16 protein-coding genes and 1 tRNA gene are annotated in these 15,275 nt (G+C 72.1%); 14 read left to right on the top strand and 3 right to left on the bottom strand.

What is annotated here, in order from left to right:
• Positions 1–65: 65 nt before the first annotated feature.
• A complete protein-coding gene (locus ACGFRB_RS18865; protein WP_393244619.1) occupies positions 66–632 on the bottom strand; it encodes a 5-formyltetrahydrofolate cyclo-ligase in 567 nt (188 codons plus the stop codon).
• A 226-nt stretch (positions 633–858) separates the two neighbouring features.
• On the opposite strand from ACGFRB_RS18865, the gene galU reads away from it, so the two are divergent.
• The 9 genes from galU (at position 859) to ACGFRB_RS18820 (ending at position 8,626) form a co-directional block, all read left to right on the top strand.
• Positions 859–1,758 carry a UTP--glucose-1-phosphate uridylyltransferase GalU gene (galU, locus tag ACGFRB_RS18860; protein ID WP_393244299.1) on the top strand — a complete coding sequence of 300 codons (900 nt, stop codon included), beginning with the start codon at positions 859–861 and terminating at the stop codon, positions 1,756–1,758.
• A 177-nt stretch (positions 1,759–1,935) separates the two neighbouring features.
• Positions 1,936–3,219, top strand: a complete 1,284-nt coding sequence (gene glp, locus ACGFRB_RS18855) for a gephyrin-like molybdotransferase Glp (protein WP_393244618.1) — start codon at positions 1,936–1,938, stop codon at positions 3,217–3,219.
• Positions 3,220–3,276: 57 nt separating this feature from the next.
• Complete coding sequence (moaC, locus tag ACGFRB_RS18850) at positions 3,277–3,762, top strand: cyclic pyranopterin monophosphate synthase MoaC (RefSeq protein ID WP_363002975.1); 486 nt, start codon at positions 3,277–3,279, stop codon at positions 3,760–3,762.
• A 65-nt stretch (positions 3,763–3,827) separates the two neighbouring features.
• The gene (locus ACGFRB_RS18845) at positions 3,828–4,403 is read left to right on the top strand and encodes a molybdenum cofactor biosynthesis protein B (RefSeq protein WP_393244616.1); all 576 of its coding nucleotides are present in this window, start codon (positions 3,828–3,830) and stop codon (positions 4,401–4,403) included.
• Positions 4,400–5,023, top strand: coding sequence for a GNAT family protein (locus ACGFRB_RS18840; protein ID WP_363002979.1), 624 nt, complete (start codon positions 4,400–4,402; stop codon positions 5,021–5,023). Before ACGFRB_RS18845 ends, ACGFRB_RS18840 begins: the two co-directional genes overlap by 4 nt.
• Before the next feature lie 146 nt (positions 5,024–5,169).
• Positions 5,170–6,303 carry a gephyrin-like molybdotransferase receptor GlpR gene (glpR, locus tag ACGFRB_RS18835; protein WP_393244296.1) on the top strand — a complete coding sequence of 378 codons (1,134 nt, stop codon included), beginning with the start codon at positions 5,170–5,172 and terminating at the stop codon, positions 6,301–6,303.
• A gap of 95 nt (positions 6,304–6,398) precedes the next feature.
• Positions 6,399–6,472, top strand: a tRNA-Ala gene (locus ACGFRB_RS18830).
• Between the two features lie 279 nt (positions 6,473–6,751).
• The gene (locus ACGFRB_RS18825; RefSeq protein WP_363002983.1) at positions 6,752–7,354 is read left to right on the top strand and encodes a TetR/AcrR family transcriptional regulator; all 603 of its coding nucleotides are present in this window, start codon (positions 6,752–6,754) and stop codon (positions 7,352–7,354) included.
• A 72-nt stretch (positions 7,355–7,426) separates the two neighbouring features.
• On the top strand, positions 7,427–8,626 hold the full coding sequence (locus ACGFRB_RS18820) for an MFS transporter (protein ID WP_393244294.1): 1,200 nt from the start codon (positions 7,427–7,429) through the stop codon (positions 8,624–8,626).
• Between the two features lie 78 nt (positions 8,627–8,704).
• Here the strand turns inward: ACGFRB_RS18820 and ACGFRB_RS18815 are convergent, their stop codons facing one another.
• Positions 8,705–9,199, bottom strand: a complete 495-nt coding sequence (locus tag ACGFRB_RS18815; RefSeq protein WP_393244292.1) for a GNAT family N-acetyltransferase — start codon at positions 9,197–9,199, stop codon at positions 8,705–8,707.
• Positions 9,200–9,259: 60 nt separating this feature from the next.
• On the opposite strand from ACGFRB_RS18815, the gene ACGFRB_RS18810 reads away from it, so the two are divergent.
• A complete protein-coding gene (locus tag ACGFRB_RS18810) occupies positions 9,260–10,063 on the top strand; it encodes an exodeoxyribonuclease III (RefSeq protein WP_363002989.1) in 804 nt (267 codons plus the stop codon).
• A 110-nt stretch (positions 10,064–10,173) separates the two neighbouring features.
• Here the strand turns inward: ACGFRB_RS18810 and ACGFRB_RS18805 are convergent, their stop codons facing one another.
• On the bottom strand, positions 10,174–10,788 hold the full coding sequence (locus ACGFRB_RS18805; RefSeq protein WP_361229853.1) for a MerR family transcriptional regulator: 615 nt from the start codon (positions 10,786–10,788) through the stop codon (positions 10,174–10,176).
• 327 nt (positions 10,789–11,115) lie between these two features.
• Between ACGFRB_RS18805 and ACGFRB_RS18800 the strand changes: the two genes are divergently transcribed.
• From ACGFRB_RS18800 to ACGFRB_RS18785, 4 genes are all read left to right on the top strand, one after another.
• On the top strand, positions 11,116–12,675 hold the full coding sequence (locus ACGFRB_RS18800; protein WP_393244290.1) for a flavin-containing monooxygenase: 1,560 nt from the start codon (positions 11,116–11,118) through the stop codon (positions 12,673–12,675).
• The gene (locus ACGFRB_RS18795) at positions 12,672–13,736 is read left to right on the top strand and encodes an alpha/beta fold hydrolase (RefSeq protein WP_393244288.1); all 1,065 of its coding nucleotides are present in this window, start codon (positions 12,672–12,674) and stop codon (positions 13,734–13,736) included. Before ACGFRB_RS18800 ends, ACGFRB_RS18795 begins: the two co-directional genes overlap by 4 nt.
• Positions 13,733–14,614, top strand: coding sequence for an SDR family oxidoreductase (locus ACGFRB_RS18790; protein ID WP_363002995.1), 882 nt, complete (start codon positions 13,733–13,735; stop codon positions 14,612–14,614). The genes ACGFRB_RS18795 and ACGFRB_RS18790 overlap by 4 nt, the downstream gene beginning before the upstream one ends.
• Before the next feature lie 279 nt (positions 14,615–14,893).
• On the top strand, positions 14,894–15,073 hold the full coding sequence (locus tag ACGFRB_RS18785) for a hypothetical protein (protein WP_393244614.1): 180 nt from the start codon (positions 14,894–14,896) through the stop codon (positions 15,071–15,073).
• Positions 15,074–15,275: the final 202 nt, after the last annotated feature.

Below are 15,275 nucleotides of genomic sequence, written 5' to 3'. Positions count from 1 at the left end.
CCCGGGCCCGGGCCTGATGGTTCCGGGCCCGAGTCCGACGGCCTCAAGCCTGACGGCCTCAGGGCCTACGGCCTGAAACGCCGGACCCCCTCCGGGGTCACCACCGCGTGCACGGGGTGGTCGTGCGGTTCCTCCGGGACCCGCGCGACCACCTCGTTCGCGTAGAGGAGCACGACGAGCGCCGGATCCGATCCGGCGCGTGCGAGCCGGGCGAGGACCCGGTCGTACGAACCGCCGCCCCGCCCCAGCCGCATGCCGCGCGCGTCGACCGCGAGCCCGGGCAGCAGCACCGCGCCGGCCTCGCATACCGCCTCGGGGCCGAGCCGCTCGCCGACCGGTTCGAGCAGCCCGCGGCCGGCCTTCGCGAGGCGGTCGGCGCCCTCGTACGCGGCCCAGTCGAGGTCGTTGTCCGGCAGCAGGACCGGCAGCAAGACCCGTACGCCCCGAGCGCGCAGCGCGTCGAGGAGCGCGCGCGTGCCCGGTTCGCGTCCCACCGAGACATAGGCGGCGACGGTGGTGCCGGGGTCGGTGAGTTCGGGGAGTTCCAGGGCGTGTTCCGCCAGAGCCGCGGCATGGCGGTCACGGTCGCCGGCGTCCAGTCCCGCACGGGCGTCGAGCAGGGCACGCCGCAGCGATGCCTTCCGGGCGGCGAGTTCGGGCGCGGCGTCCGAGGGCGTACCGGCAGGCGTGGCGGCGGTGGAATCGGCGGCGGATTCGGCGGAGGGGTCGACGCTGTTCACAGCGGAGGCGTGTTCCTTTCCCTCGGTTCGTCTGAAATCGGACGGTAGTGGTACGAGCGCCGGGAAAGCTCATGGGAGCCCCGCCTTCCGCCCATACCGAACGGCTAGGGTGCTCCGCATGACTCAGACGCCTTCTCTCACCAAGGCTGTCATCCCGGCCGCCGGCCTTGGCACCCGGTTCCTGCCGGCCACCAAGGCGACGCCGAAGGAGATGCTGCCGGTCGTCGACAAGCCGGCCATCCAGTACGTCGTGGAGGAGGCCGTCGCCGCGGGCCTCTCCGACGTCCTGATGATCACCGGCCGCAACAAGCGCCCACTCGAGGACCACTTCGACCGCAACTACGAGCTGGAGGAGGCCCTGGCCCGCAAGGGCGACGGCCAACGCCTCGCCCGGGTCCGGGAATCCAGCGATCTGGCCACCATGCACTACGTCCGCCAGGGCGCCCCGCGCGGCCTCGGCCACGCCGTGCTCTGCGCCGCGCCGCACGTCGGCGACCAGCCCTTCGCGGTCCTCCTCGGCGACGACCTCATCGACCCGCGCGACCCGCTGCTCGCCCGCATGGTCGAGGTGCGCGAGCGGTTCGGCGGCAGCGTGATCGCGCTGCTGGAGGTCGACCCGTCCCAGATCCATCTCTACGGCTGCGCCGCCGTCGCCCCCACCGGTGAAGCGGACGTCGTGAAGGTGACGGACTTGGTGGAGAAGCCGGAGCGGGCCGACGCGCCCAGCAACCTCGCGATCATCGGCCGGTACGTCCTCGACCCGGCCGTCTTCGGGATACTGCGGGAGACCGAGCCGGGCCGCGGCGGCGAGATCCAGCTGACGGACGCGCTGCAGAAGCTCGTCCAGGACGAGCGGGCCGGCGGCCCGGTCCACGGGGTCGTCTTCAAGGGCCGCCGCTACGACACCGGCGATCGAGGGGACTATCTGCGCGCCATTGTCAGACTGGCGTGCGAACGTGATGATCTGGGACCGGACTTCCGTACCTGGCTCCGCGGTTACGTCAGCGAGGAGATGTAGCACTTGAGCAGCACCACGGCATCGTCGGGCCACGGCCCTGGCGACGGCGCTCCCAACGGCTCGGCCGGCGACGACACCACGGCCACAGGCGCCGCGGGCACCACCGGCAGCAACGGCGCCGGGGCATCCGGCGGGCCCGGGCCGGCCGGCGACCCCTGCGCGGGCCCGGCCCGGGACCTGTGGACCGTCGACGAACACCTCGCCGACATCCTGGCCGCGCTCTCCCCGCTGGAGCCCATCGAGCTGCAACTGCCCGACGCCCAGGGCTGCGTCCTCGTCGAGGACGTCACGGTGCCGGTCGCGCTGCCGCCCTTCGACAACAGTTCCATGGACGGCTACGCCGTCCGCGTCGCCGATGTGGCCGGGGCGAGCGAGGAGTTCCCGGCCGTCCTGACCGTGATCGGCGACGTCGCGGCGGGCGCGGGCGGGCTGCCCGAGGTCGGCCCCGGCCAGGCCGCCCGGATCATGACCGGCGCCCCGCTGCCGCCCGGCGCCGAGGCCGTCGTCCCGGTCGAGTGGACCGACGGCGGTACGGGCGCGGACGCGGGCGCGACGGGCACCATGCGCCCGGCGAGCGCCGCCCCGGAGGGCGCGGCCGGCGAGGTCCGCGTGCACCGCCCCGCCGAGGCCCGCGCCCATGTCCGGGCGCGCGGCAGCGACGTGAAGGCGGGCGAGCTGGCCCTCGCGGCCGGAACGCTCCTCGGCCCGCCGCAGCTCGGTCTGCTCGCGGCGATCGGCCGCGGCCGCGTACGGGTCCACCCGCGTCCGCGCGTGGTGGTCCTGTCCACCGGAAGTGAACTGGCCCAGCCCGGCGAGCCGCTGGCGGAAGGACAGATCTACGACTCCAACAGCTTCGCGCTGGCCGCCGCCGCCCGCGACGCCGGAGCCCTCTCCTTCCGGGTCGGCGCGGTCGCCGACGACGCCGAGTCGCTGCGCGCCGCCATCGAGGACCAGTTGGTCCGGGCGGACCTGATCGTCACCACGGGCGGGGTCAGCGTCGGGGCATATGACGTGGTGAAGGAGGCGCTGACGGCGGACGGCGAGGTCGACTTCCGCCGGCTGGCGATGCAGCCGGGCAAGCCGCAGGGCTTCGGCATGATCGGCCCCGATCACACCCCGCTGCTCGCGCTGCCGGGCAACCCGGTCTCCTCGTACGTCTCCTTCGAGCTGTTCGTACGGCCCGCGATCCGCGCCCTCATGGGCCTCGCGGACCGGCCGGACGAGCGACGGCCGTGGCTGCGGGCCGCCCTGGCGGGGGACCGGGTGCTGTCCTCGCCGGCCGGTCGGCGGCAGTTCCTGAGGGGGACGTACGACGCCGGGTCGGGCACGGTGACGCCGGTGGGCGGTGCCGGCTCCCACCTGGTCGCCGCGCTCGCGCACGCCGACGCGTTGCTCGTCGTGCCCGAGGAGGTGACGGATGTGAAGCCGGGAACGGAGCTCGAAGTGGTCCTCCTCGGCTGAGGGGCGCATCGTGGGGGTACGGTGTCGTCCCATCCAGCGACCGGGAGTGTCACCGCCATGAGTACGCAGCAAGGACTCACCCACATCGACGAGGCGGGGGCGGCCCGCATGGTCGACGTCTCCGCGAAGGACGTCACGGCCCGCACCGCCCGCGCCAGCGGGCGTGTCCTGGTGTCACCGCGTGTGGTCGAGCTGCTGCGGGGAGAGGGCGTGCCCAAGGGCGACGCGCTCGCCACGGCCCGGATCGCCGGGATCATGGGCGCGAAGCGGACCTCGGACCTGATCCCGCTCTGCCACCCGCTGGCGGTCTCGGGCGTGACGCTGGACCTGGCGGTCGCGGACGACGCGGTGGAGATCCTCGCGACGGTGAAGACCACGGACCGTACGGGCGTCGAGATGGAGGCCCTGACGGCGGTGTCGGTGGCGGCCCTGACCGTCGTCGACATGGTGAAGGCGGTCGACAAGGGCGCGGTCATCTCCGACGTACGGGTGGAGGAGAAGACCGGCGGCAAGTCCGGCCACTGGACGAGGAGCGAGGCGTGACCGGCGCGGACCAGGGCGCGGACCGGGGCCAGGGCCAGGCGCACGGACAGGACGCGGGCGCCGGGGTGCGGGCGAAGCACGGGGCGCACGCCGCGGCGGAGCCGGGCGCGGACCCGGCCGGCGGCGCTCCGCGCGCCCCGTACACCGCCCTCGTCGTCACCGCCTCCAATCGGGCGGCGGCCGGGGTGTACGAGGACAAGGGCGGTCCGCTGATCGCCGACGGCCTGCGCCGGACGGGCTTCGCCGTGGACGGCCCGCGGGTGGTGCCCGACGGCGCGCCGGTCGCGGCGGCGCTGCGCGCCGGGATCGAGGCCGGTTACGACGTGATCGTCACGACGGGCGGCACGGGCATCTCGCCCACCGACGAGACCCCCGAGGTGACCCGGAGCCTGCTCGACCGGGAGATCCCGGGCATCGCGGAGGCGATCCGGGCCTACGGCCGGGACAAGGTGCCCACGGCGGCGCTCTCGCGCGGTCTCGCCGGCGTCGCGCGGACCACGCTGATCGTCAATCTGCCGGGGTCGACGGGCGGGGTACGGGACGGGCTCGCCGTCCTGGAGCCGCTCCTCGTCCACGCCGTGGACCAGATCCGCGGCGGCGACCACCCGAGACCGGCGGCGGAAGCGGGCCCGGCGTCATGATGCCGTCCTGGCCCGTGGTCCTTGTGGACGGGGACGTGCTGCTCCGTCCGATGAAGATGCGTGACCAGCGGGCCTGGCGCGAGGTGAACCGGCGCAACCGCGAATGGCTGCGCCCCTGGGAGGCGACCGTCCCGCCGCCCGGTCCGGGTGGCCCGGTGGCCCAGCGTCCCACGTACCGTCAGATGGTGCGCCATTTGCGGGCGGAGGCGAACGCCGGCCGGATGATGCCGTTCGTCATCGAATACCAGGGGAATCTGGTCGGCCAGTTGACGGTCGCGGGCATCACCTGGGGCTCGATGTGTTCGGGGCACGTGGGTTATTGGGTCGACAGCGCGGTGGCCGGTCGGGGTGTCATGCCGACGGCGGTCGCGCTCGCCGTCGACCACTGCTTCCGTACGGTCGGGCTGCACCGCGTCGAGGTCTGTATCCGGCCGGAGAACGGGCCTTCACGGCGGGTCGTGGAGAAGCTGGGGTTCCGGGAGGAGGGGCTGCGGCCCCGCTATCTGCACATCGACGGCGCCTGGCGGGACCATCTGGTCTTCGCGCTGACGGCGGAGGAGGTGCCGGAGGGTCTGCTGCGCCGTTGGCATCAGAGGCAGAAGCGCCGCCAGCATCAGTAATTCAAATAAATGTTCGAATTCCAGGGGCGATTGACGGCCGGTCGAACTGAATAATCTGAAAAAAGTTCAGTGATATCAGCCAGATCGTGCGACACACCGGCCCAATTGGGCGATCCTCTCACCCGAACCCCTCTACCGTGTGAGGCGTGAGCAGCAGCGGCCTCATCTACGCAGTCATCGTCGGAGCCTGGGCCGCCTACCTGGTGCCGATGTGGCTCCGCAGGCAGGACGAGCTGAACGAGGCTCGTCCGACGGAACGCTTCAGCACCGCCATCCGGCTGCTGTCCGGACGGGCGGGCATGGAGCGTCGTTACGCCAAGGAGCTTCGGGACCGGGAAAAGGCGGCGGACGGCACGGTGTCCGAGGTGGACCCGGACGCGGCGACGGAGCATTTGAGCTCGGTCGACGTCCGGGGCTTCTGCGCGCCCGCGGCCAGGACGGAAGCCCGTCTGGAGGTCCCGGGGACGGGGCCCGCGACCAAGGGGGCCCCGGCGGTCTCCTCCTCGTCTCCGTCCCCGTCGTCCGCGGACGGCCCGGCCCCGGCGCCGAAGCCTGCGGGGCCGTCGGGACCGGCGAAGTCCGCCCGGGGAGCGAAGCCGCACGCGGCAGCGGCCGAGCGAGCCCGCCGCGGCAAAGTCCTGGCCCGTCGCCGGCGCACCACGGTGAGCCTCTTCTTCGCGTTCACGATCGGCGCGATCGTCGCGGCCGTCGGCGGTCTCGCCTTCCTGTGGGCCCCCGCGGTCCCGGCTCTGCTGCTGAGCGCGTACATCGTCTATCTGCGGGTCCAGGAGCGGCGGCGCTTCGTCTACGTGATGGACCGCCGCAACGCCGAGGCCGCCGCGGCCCGGCTGCGCGAGAGCCGCCGCCCCGCTCCGATTCCCGAGCCGGAACCCGCCCCGGCGGCGCCTTTGGCGCCCGAGCCGTCGGTCTCCCCGCAGGAGGCGGATCGGCGCGCGCTGGTGGAGCAGACCGACCACGCGGAGTGGGTCGACCAGCAGCGTGAGCGCGGTCCGGCCCGCGGTGACAGCTGGAACCCGGTGCCGGTCCCGCTCCCCACGTACGTCACCGCCCCGGTCGCCCCGCGCGCGCCGGGCGGCGTGGACGTGACGGACCCGGAGACCTGGAGTGCCGCCCGATCCTCCGCGGCGGCCCCCGAGCCCACCCCGGCACCGGTCCCGCGCCGCCGCGGCGGTCCCCACCGCCCGCGCCGCGACCACGGCCGCACCCCGCTCTTCGACCAGTACGCGGACGACGACCGCCCCCGCGCGGCCAACGAATGACCCGGCGGCCCGGGCCCGCGTCAGCCCCGGCTGACCAGGGAGGGAGTGGATTTCCGAGTCCGCCACTCGGGATGCTAATGTTTCACACGTCGCAAGGGCCTGTGGCGCAGTCTGGTAGCGCACCTCGTTCGCATCGAGGGGGTCAGGGGTTCGAATCCCCTCAGGTCCACAGACACCAAGAATCCCGCCCGATCATCTGATCGGGCGGGATTCTTGTCGTTTGAGGTCGTTCCACCCGGCGGCACCCCTCAGGCGTCCCCGAGATCGGATGAGGGGGCGCCGGGGTGGAGGGAGTCGCAGTCGGCGTCAGGGCTCGTCGCGTCGGCCGCTCCGCCGGCGATGTCGATCCAAGACCCGTCATGGCGTCAGCCTTCCAAGGGTGACCGTGACGAGAGGCCCTGAGGGCAAGTTATGGATTTTGGAGTACAGAACGTAGTAGCTTGTACGCATGGCCAGACCGCGCACATTCGACGAGACGGCGGTTCTTGACGCGGCTGCGGCGCAGTTCCGTGTCCACGGTTACGCCGACACGTCCACTGAGCAACTCTGTGAGGCCGCCGGGGTGCGGCGCAGCAGTCTGTACAACGCGTTCACGTCCAAGGACGAGCTGTTCGTGCGGGCGCTGGAGCACTACGCGTCCACCATGAGGGCGCGTCAGGCGGCGATCCTGTCCGATGCTTCCTTCAGTGGTGCCGAACGGCTCCGGAAGCTGATCGATGCCATCGTCGACGAGGAGCGCGTCGCTCGCGACGAAGGGCATGCGGCCGGCTGCATGGGCGTGCACGCGCTGATGAACCCCGACTTGCGGGCGCGCGACGAACGCATCGCGCAGATCCTCGAGCGGGATCTACGGGAGCGGCTCGGCCTGCTCGAGGACGTCATCCGGGTCGGGCGGGCGGACGGCAGCATTCCTGGCGGCCCCGATGTCGCCGAGGGTGCGCTCCTCGTCAACACCCTTGTTTCCGGTCTCCGCGTGACGGCCCAGGCCGGGGTCCCCCCGGAGGTGCTGAGCAGGGTTGCTTTCGACGGGCTCCGTTCCCTGCTGGGCTGAGCGCAGGGACGTCGGTCCGGCCTCGCGCTGCCCAAATTTTGGATTTTAGAATACAGAAAGGGTATCCGTGTCGTGAAGCGACCTCTCTACTGGCTGATGCTCACCCTGCTTCTCGTTGCCATGAGCGAGCTGCAGACGATGGGCATGCTGCCCGAAATGGCGCGCGGTCTCGGCGCCTCGACCGCCAAGGTCGGCGCCCTGATCTCCATCTACTCCTTCGGCATGGCCGTCGGTGGTCCGCTGATCGCCTGGGCGCTGCGGCTGACCGCGCCCAAGTCCGCGCTCCTGGGTGTCGTCATCACGTACGCGATTCTCGAAGCCGCGGTTCCGCTGGTGCACGACTACTGGTGGGTCGCCGCGCTTCGACTGCTGACCGGAAGCCTCGGGGGTGCCGTGTTCGGCCTCACCCTGACCATGGCCGCCAGGCTCGCCCCCAGCCCCGACCGCATCGCGTCCTCGATCGCCATCGTGCTGAACGGCCTTATGTTCGGCGCTGTTCTCGGTCTGCCCATCAGCCACGCCATCTCCACCACGTGGAATTGGCAGGCGAGCTTCGTCGCCCTGGGCATCGCCGGTCTGATCATCGCCCTTCTCGATGTCCCCGCGCTCCCCGCGCTGCCCGCTGTCTCGGCACAGACCTCCGCCGACGACGTGGCACAGTTCCGCTCGCCGCGACTGTGGAGCCGGTATCTCGTCAGCCTGCTGACCATCGGGGCGACCTACGGCGCGTTCTCCTACTTCACCCCGCTGCTGGAGCACGACGCGGGCTTCTCCGCCAATACGACGACGGTGATCCTCTTCGGCTACGGCTTGTGCACGGTGATCGGCAACAACCTGGTGGGCCGCTACGCGGACCGCCACGCGGTGCCCTTGCTGCGTATCGGGCACCTTGCCCTGACCGTGGCCCTGGTGGTTCTTGCCCTCTTCGCCCACCTGCCCTGGGCCGCGCTGCCCGGCGTGCTCCTTGTCGGGCTCGTCGGTGTCACGATGAACCCCGCACTCGTCGCCCGGGTGTTCGAAGTGGCCGGGGCCGGCAATCTGGTCAACACCGTCCACACGTCCGTCATCACCCTGGGCGTCGTGCTCGGCAGCGCTGTCGGCGGCTTCACCATCAGCTCTGTCGGCGGTACCTCCTCGTCCGCCGCCATGTGGACCGGTGCCGTTCTCGCTGTCCTGGCCACCCTTGTGCTGGGTGTGCAGACCCTCGGGTCCAAGCGGGCTTCCCGGCCCGAGCCCCAGTCTCAGCCTCAGCCCCAGCCAGTGCACGACTGAGCTCCTGGTGGAGCCGAGAGTTCCGGGCATGTCGGCAAGGTGTCGTGCCGTGACGGGGCCGGCTCGCACCGCGCCGGCTCAGAGCTGCTTCGCGAAGCAGAGGCTGCTGTCGTACGCGCGGTAGTAGCCGAACTTCGGGCGGGAGGGCGTGTAGCCGCTGGATGTGTAGAGGGCGACGGCCTCGGGCTGGGCCGTGCCCGTCTCCAGGACCATGCGGGTGCGGCCGGCCGCGCGGGCGTCGGCCTCCAGGAGGGCCAGGATGCGGCGGGCGAGGCCCAGGCCGCGGGCGTCCGGGGTGACGTACATGCGCTTCAGTTCGGCGTCGCCGTCGGAGTAGCCCTCGGGGTTGGTGTCCTGGGTGCGCCAGCCGCCCGAGGCAACCGGGCTGTCGGATGTGTCATATGCCAGCAGGTACAGGCCCCGCGGCGGGACGAACATCGTGGCGTCGAGCGGAGTGAGATCGCCCTCGCCGACCTCGTCCTCGTCCGCGTAGCGCTCCGCGTACTCCAGCTGGACGGCGTCGTTGAGCTTGATCGCGTCGGGGTGATCGAAAGGGGTCGGGCGGATCTGCATGCCGTAAATCGCACTTCTGTTCGTTCGGAGCTCGGGTGGAGGTGCCGGTATTCTCCCGGGATGCTCACTGTGACCTCCGTGAATGTCAATGGTCTGCGTGCCGCCGCCAAGAAGGGCTTCGTCGAGTGGCTGGCCGGCACCTCCGCGGACGTGGTCTGCCTCCAGGAGGTGCGCGCCGAGGAGGCGCAGCTGCCCGCCGCGGCCGGCGCCCCGGAGGGCTGGTTCGTCACCCATGCCCCCGCAGCCGCCAAGGGGCGCGCCGGGGTCTCGCTCTACACGCGGCGCGAGCCCGACGCCGTGCGCGTCGGCTTCGGCTCCGAGGAGTTCGACGGGAGCGGTCGCTACATCGAGGCCGATCTGCCGGGTGTCGTCGTCGCCAGCCTCTATCTGCCGTCCGGCGAGGTCGGCACCGAGCGGCAGGACGAGAAGATCCGCTTCATGGACGAGTTCCTGCCTTACCTGAAGGGGCTCAGGGAGCGTGCCGCCGCTGACGGGCGCGAGGTCGTCGTCTGCGGCGACTGGAACATCGCCCACCACGAGGCCGACCTCAAGAACTGGAAGGCCAACCAGAAGAACGCCGGCTTCCTCCCCGAGGAGCGGGCGTGGCTCGGCCGGGTCCTCGACGAGGGCGACGGCGGGTACGTGGACGTCTTCCGCGCCCTCCACCCCGACCAGGACGGTCCGTACTCCTGGTGGTCCTACCGGGGCCGGGCCTTCGACAACGACAGCGGCTGGCGCATCGACTACCAGATGGTGACGCCCGGGCTCGCCGCCAAGGCCGTCAAGGCGGAGGTCGAGCGGGCCGCCACGCACGCGGAGCGCTGGAGCGACCACGCGCCCGTCACCGTCGTCTACGAGCTGTAGACGTACGTACGAGCCGGGGTCAGCCGCCGGAGGGGCCCCGCGTCTCCATGTCCCGGCTCCCCGCGCTCCGGCTTTTCGCGCCCCTGCTCCCCGGCTGTCCGGCTGGTGGGTCAGGGGCGCAGGCGTCGGTCCAGGGCGAGGGAGAGTTCCGCCTCCACCACGCTCTTGGCCAGCGGGCGCAGCCGGCGCGCGTCCTCGGGGCCGGCGTAGGTGCCGAGCAGCTCGGTGAACAGGTCCGCCAGTTCCTCCACGTGCTCGCGCACCCGTCCGCCCGCCTTCAGGACGGCGGCCAGCGGGACGCCCTCGCGCACGAGCGCGGCGGAGACGTCGAGGAGGCGGCGGCTGATGTGGACGATGTCCTGGCCGTCGGTGGCGAGGTAGCCGAGGTCGAGGGCCAGGGCCAGGTTCTCGGGGGTGACCTCGCCGGCGAAGTGGTCGGCCAGTTCCTCGGGCGTGAGGCGGACCGGCTCCTCCTCGGTGGGCGGGCCGAGTTCGAGGACCTCGCCGACGTTCCGTCCGGACTCGAAGGCGGCGGTCAGGTCGGCGATGCCGTTGAGGGTGTGGCCGCGTTCGAGGAGGGCGGCGATGGTGCGCAGACGGGCCAGATGGTGGTCGTCGTACCAGGCGATCCGGCCCTCGCGGCGCGGTGGCGGGATCAGTCCGCGTTCACGGTAGAAGCGCAGGGTGCGTACGGTGATGCCGGCCTCGGCGGCCAGGTCGGCCATCCGGTACTCGCGTACCGCTCCAGGGGTTCCCGCCGGCCCGGCCGTCCCCGCCGTTCCCGAAGGCCCCGCCGCCCCCGGTGTCCCCGCCGTTCCCGTGTCCGTCCGCGTCCCGCCGGAGCCGGGCGCGGGCGGGGTCTGCCCCGCGGTCTGCCCCGGGGTCCGTCCTGGGGCCTGTTCTCCCGATCGTTTCGCCACGGCCGCCAGCCTATGTTGTACCGCCGGTAACTTTCCCTCGCTCAACCCCTACCGCTTGGTATGTGGGTGCCCTACAGTCCAATCGTGCCAGTGATCGCTGGCGGAATCTTGGCCGGGTGCGCGGGAGGCGGCGTGGCGAAGCACGAGCACGTACGAGTGGCGGTGATCGGATCGGGATTCGGCGGACTCGGAGCCGCCGTCCGGCTGCGCCGCGAGGGGATCACCGACTTCGTCGTCCTGGAACGGGCCGACTCCGTGGGCGGTACATGGCGGGACAACAGCTACCCCGGCTGCGCCTGCGACGTCCCCTCCCACCTCTACTCCTTCTCCTTCGCGCCCAACCCCGACTGGCCGCGCACCTTCTCCGGGCAGCGCCACATCCGCGCGTACCTGGAACACGTCACCGACACCTTCGGGATCCGGCCGCATCTGCGCCTGGGGCACGAGGTCGTGCGGGCGGTCTGGAACGCGGACGAACTGCGCTGGGACATCGAGACCAGCCGCGGCACCTTCTCCGCCGACGTCGTCGTCTCCGCCACCGGCCCGCTCTCCGACCCGAAGATTCCCGACATCCCGGGGCTCGCCGACTTCACCGGCAAGATCTTCCACTCCGCCCAGTGGGACCACGACTACGACCTCACGGGCAAGCGGGTCGCCATGGTCGGAACCGGCGCCTCCGCCATTCAGATCGTCCCCTCGATCCAGCCCCGGGTGAGCCGTCTCACCGTCTTCCAGCGCACACCCCCGTGGGTCATGCCCCGCGTGGACCGCGCCATCAGCGCCCCAGAGCGCTGGCTGCACCGGCAGCTGCCGTTCACCACGGCCGCCCGCCGAGGCCTGCTGTGGGGCATTCGAGAGCTGCAGGTCAGCGCGTTCACCAAGCGCCCCGACGAGCTGGGCCTGATCGAGCGGCTCGCCAAGGCGAACATCGCCCGGGCGGTCAAGGACCCGGCCCTGCGGGCCAAGCTGACCCCCTCGTACCGCCTTGGCTGCAAGCGCATCCTGCTGTCCAACGCGTACTACCCGGCGCTCACCCGCCCCAACGTCGATGTCGTCGCCTCCGGCCTCAAGGAGGTCCGGGGGAACACCGTGGTCGCCGCCGACGGTACGGAGACCGAGGTCGACGCGATCGTCTTCGGCACCGGCTTCCACGTCACCGACATGCCGATCGCGGAGCGGGTCGTCGGCGCGGACGGCCGCACGCTCGCCGAGCAGTGGAAGGGCGGCATGGAGGCGCTGCGCGGCGCCACCGCCGCCGGGTTCCCCAACTTCATGACGATCATCGGCCCCAACACCGGCCTCGGGAACTCCTCGATGATCCTCATGATCGAGTCCCAGCTGAACTACATGGCCGACTATCTGCGCCAGCTGAACACGCTCGGCGGGCGTTCGGCCCTCGACGCCCGCCCCTCCGCCGTCGGCGTCTGGAACCGCCGGGTGCAGTCCCGGATGCAGCGGACGGTGTGGAAGGCGGGCGGCTGCGACAGCTGGTACCTGGACGCCAACGGACGCAACACCACGCTGTGGCCGGGCACGACCTCCGAGTTCCGGCGGGAGACGCGGTCCGTCGACCTCTCCGAGTACGAGGTGCTGCGCGCCCCCGAAGCCTCCGAGAACTCCGAAGCGGGGTCGGCCGGGTCGGCCGGGGCGCCGGCGGCCGGCTCCACGCGCGCGAAGGAGGCGGTCCAGTGAGCCGCGTGGCCGGGGCGGCGAAGATCCCGCCCGTGCGTACGTCGATGGTGACCTCCGCCGACGGGGCGGCCATCCATGTCGAGGAGTACGGGCCGGCCGGCGCGCCGGTCGTCGTCCTCGCGCATGGCTGGACCTGCAGCACCCGTTTCTGGGACGCGCAGATACGGGACCTGGCCGCCGATCACCGGGTCGTCGTGTACGACCAGCGGGGGCACGGCGCCTCCCCGGCCCCGGCCCCGGCTGGGGTTGGCTCCGGCATCGGATCCGGGGCGGCGGGGGTCGGTACGGCCGGCCGGGGCTACTCGACCGAGGCGCTCGCCGACGACCTGGAGGCCGTGCTCGCGGTCACCCTCGGCCCTGGCGAACGCGCCGTCCTGGTCGGCCACTCCATGGGCGGCATGACCATCATGGCCGCCGCCCGCCGGCCCCTTCTGCGGCAGCACGCGGCCGCCGCGCTGCTCTGCTCGACAGGGCCCGCGCGGCTGACCGCCGAGGCACTCGTCGTACCGCTCGGGCCGGGCGGACTGCGGACCCGTCTCACCGGCGCCGTGCTCGGCGCGAAGGCGCCGCTCGGGCCGGTCACACCGGTGTCCCGGCGGATCCTCAAGTACGCCACGATGGGCCCGGCCAGCCCGCCCGAGCGGGTCGACGCCTGCGCGCGCCTCGTGCACGCGTGCCCGCGCGGGGCCCGGCACGGCTGGTCGCAGGTGCTGGCGACGCTCGATCTCGACGCCGAGGTACGGGAGCTGCGGCTGCCGGTGTCCGTGGTCGTCGGCAGCGACGACCGGCTCACCCCGCCCGTCCACGCCCGCCGCCTGGCCGCCGCACTGCCGCACTGCACGGGCCTGACGGTGCTTCCGGGCATGGGGCATATGACACCCGTGGAGGCGCCGGAGGCCATCACAGGGCAGATCCGCGAGCTGACCCTCACATACCTGGGAGTGAAGCAGGGCGAGCGGGTGGAGCCGGGCGAGCGGGACGAGCGGAGCGGCGCGGCCGCGGCGGTGGTCGACGCCGGCGGAGACGGAGACGGACGCGAGAACGAGGAGGCAGGGGCATGAGCAGGATGAACCTCGAAGGACAGGTCGCGGTCGTCACCGGTGGCGCCCGCGGTGTCGGCGAGCTCCTCGCGCGGAAACTCTCCGCGCGCGGCGCGAAGATCGCGCTGGTCGGTCTGGAGCCGGAGCTGCTGAAGGATGTCGCCGGGCGGCTGCACACCGAGGCCGACTGGTGGCACGCCGACGTCACCGACCACGAGGCGATGGCGCGGGTGGCGGCCGAGGTGAAGGAGCGGTTCGGCAAGGTCGATGTCGTCGTCGCCAACGCCGGTGTCGCGGCGGGCGGTCCGTTCGTGGACTCCGACCCGGTCGCGTGGCGGCGGGTCATCGAGGTCAATCTGATCGGCGGCGCCGTGACCGCGCGGGCGTTCCTGCCCGTACTGATGGAGTCGCGCGGCTACTTCCTCCAGATCGCCTCGCTGGCCGCGATGACACCGGCGCCGATGATGACGGCGTACTGCGCCTCGAAGTCGGGCGTCGAGGCGTTCGCGCACAGTCTGCGCGCCGAGGTCGCGTACAAGGGGGTGAAGGTCGGGGTCGGTTATCTGTCGTGGACCGACACCGACATGGTGCGCGGGGCCGATCAGGACGACGTCATGCGGGAGTTGCGGTCCCGGCTGCCGTGGCCGGCGAACCGCACGTATCCGCTCGGGCCGGCCGTGGACCGGATCGTCGCGGGGGTCGAGCGCCGCTCGGCCCATGTGTACGCGCAGTGGTGGCTGCGCGGCATGCAGTCGAGCCGCGGCTATCTGCCGGGCCTCATCGCCGGGGTCGGGCAGCGCGAGATGCGGCGCTTCGAGCCGCGCCTCGGGTCGGTTTCGAAGGGGCTGGTCGGCGCGGGCGGAGTGGCCGATGAACAGACCCGCTCCGAACGGGTGTGACGGGCCCGCTGTCGAGAGCGGGGCGAGGGCGGGGCGCGGACCGACTGAGGACGGGCTGGAGCCGGCCGAGGACGGACCGAGCGGACTGAGCTGAGGACCCCCTGATGACGGGCTGAGTACGGGGTGCGGGGCGCGGCGGTGCGGGGCCGGAGGGCGTCGGCGCGGCCGTGACCGTGCGTGTCTGATCGACATGCGCAGCGTGGTGGGCCGTGTCAGTCTGGTCGAGGCCCGAGGGGTACGAACTCCGGGCCTCCCCACCCCCGTCTAGGAGTGACGTTCATGGGCATCAAGGACCAGTTCCAGGACAAGGAGCAGGAGCTCCAGAGCCGCGGCAGGCAGCAGATGGGCAGCGCGAAGGACGAGGCGTCCGAGCGCGCGGCACAGGCCAAGGACCGTGCGCGGCAGGGCCGGAACAAGCCCCAGGGCGGTCAGGACGAGCCGCAGGGTCGTCGGCCCTGACCCTGGTCTGTGGTCGGGTCTGACCCTGGCCTTGCGTGGAGGCGCACCCGGGACGCCGGGTGCGCCTTCGCGTGTCCGGGACGGGGCCTGGGGCCAGGCCTGGGGGCGGGTCCGGGGTGGGGACATGGCGGAGTCGTAGTACGACAATCCGAGTTTGAAGAAGTCCTGTGGATAACTTGCTGCACGGAACCGGCCGGGTACG

This window comes from Streptomyces sp. NPDC048718 (assembly GCF_043198875.1).
Taxonomy (GTDB): domain Bacteria; phylum Actinomycetota; class Actinomycetes; order Streptomycetales; family Streptomycetaceae; genus Streptomyces.
The sequence above is the reverse complement of the archived record's forward strand: the minus strand, read 5'-3'. Positions and strand labels throughout refer to the sequence as shown.

Coding starts and splice junctions, on each gene's coding strand:
- galU (WP_393244299.1), top strand. CDS start 859: ATGACTCAGACGCCTTCTCTCACCAAGGCTGTCATCCCGGCCGCCGGC.
- moaC (WP_363002975.1), top strand. CDS start 3,277: ATGAGTACGCAGCAAGGACTCACCCACATCGACGAGGCGGGGGCGGCC.
- ACGFRB_RS18840 (WP_363002979.1), top strand. CDS start 4,400: ATGATGCCGTCCTGGCCCGTGGTCCTTGTGGACGGGGACGTGCTGCTC.
- ACGFRB_RS18825 (WP_363002983.1), top strand. CDS start 6,752: ATGGCCAGACCGCGCACATTCGACGAGACGGCGGTTCTTGACGCGGCT.
- ACGFRB_RS18815 (WP_393244292.1), bottom strand. CDS start 9,199: ATGCAGATCCGCCCGACCCCTTTCGATCACCCCGACGCGATCAAGCTC.
- ACGFRB_RS18810 (WP_363002989.1), top strand. CDS start 9,260: ATGCTCACTGTGACCTCCGTGAATGTCAATGGTCTGCGTGCCGCCGCC.
- ACGFRB_RS18805 (WP_361229853.1), bottom strand. CDS start 10,788: ATGGCCGACCTGGCCGCCGAGGCCGGCATCACCGTACGCACCCTGCGC.
- ACGFRB_RS18790 (WP_363002995.1), top strand. CDS start 13,733: ATGAGCAGGATGAACCTCGAAGGACAGGTCGCGGTCGTCACCGGTGGC.
- ACGFRB_RS18785 (WP_393244614.1), top strand. CDS start 14,894: ATGGGCATCAAGGACCAGTTCCAGGACAAGGAGCAGGAGCTCCAGAGC.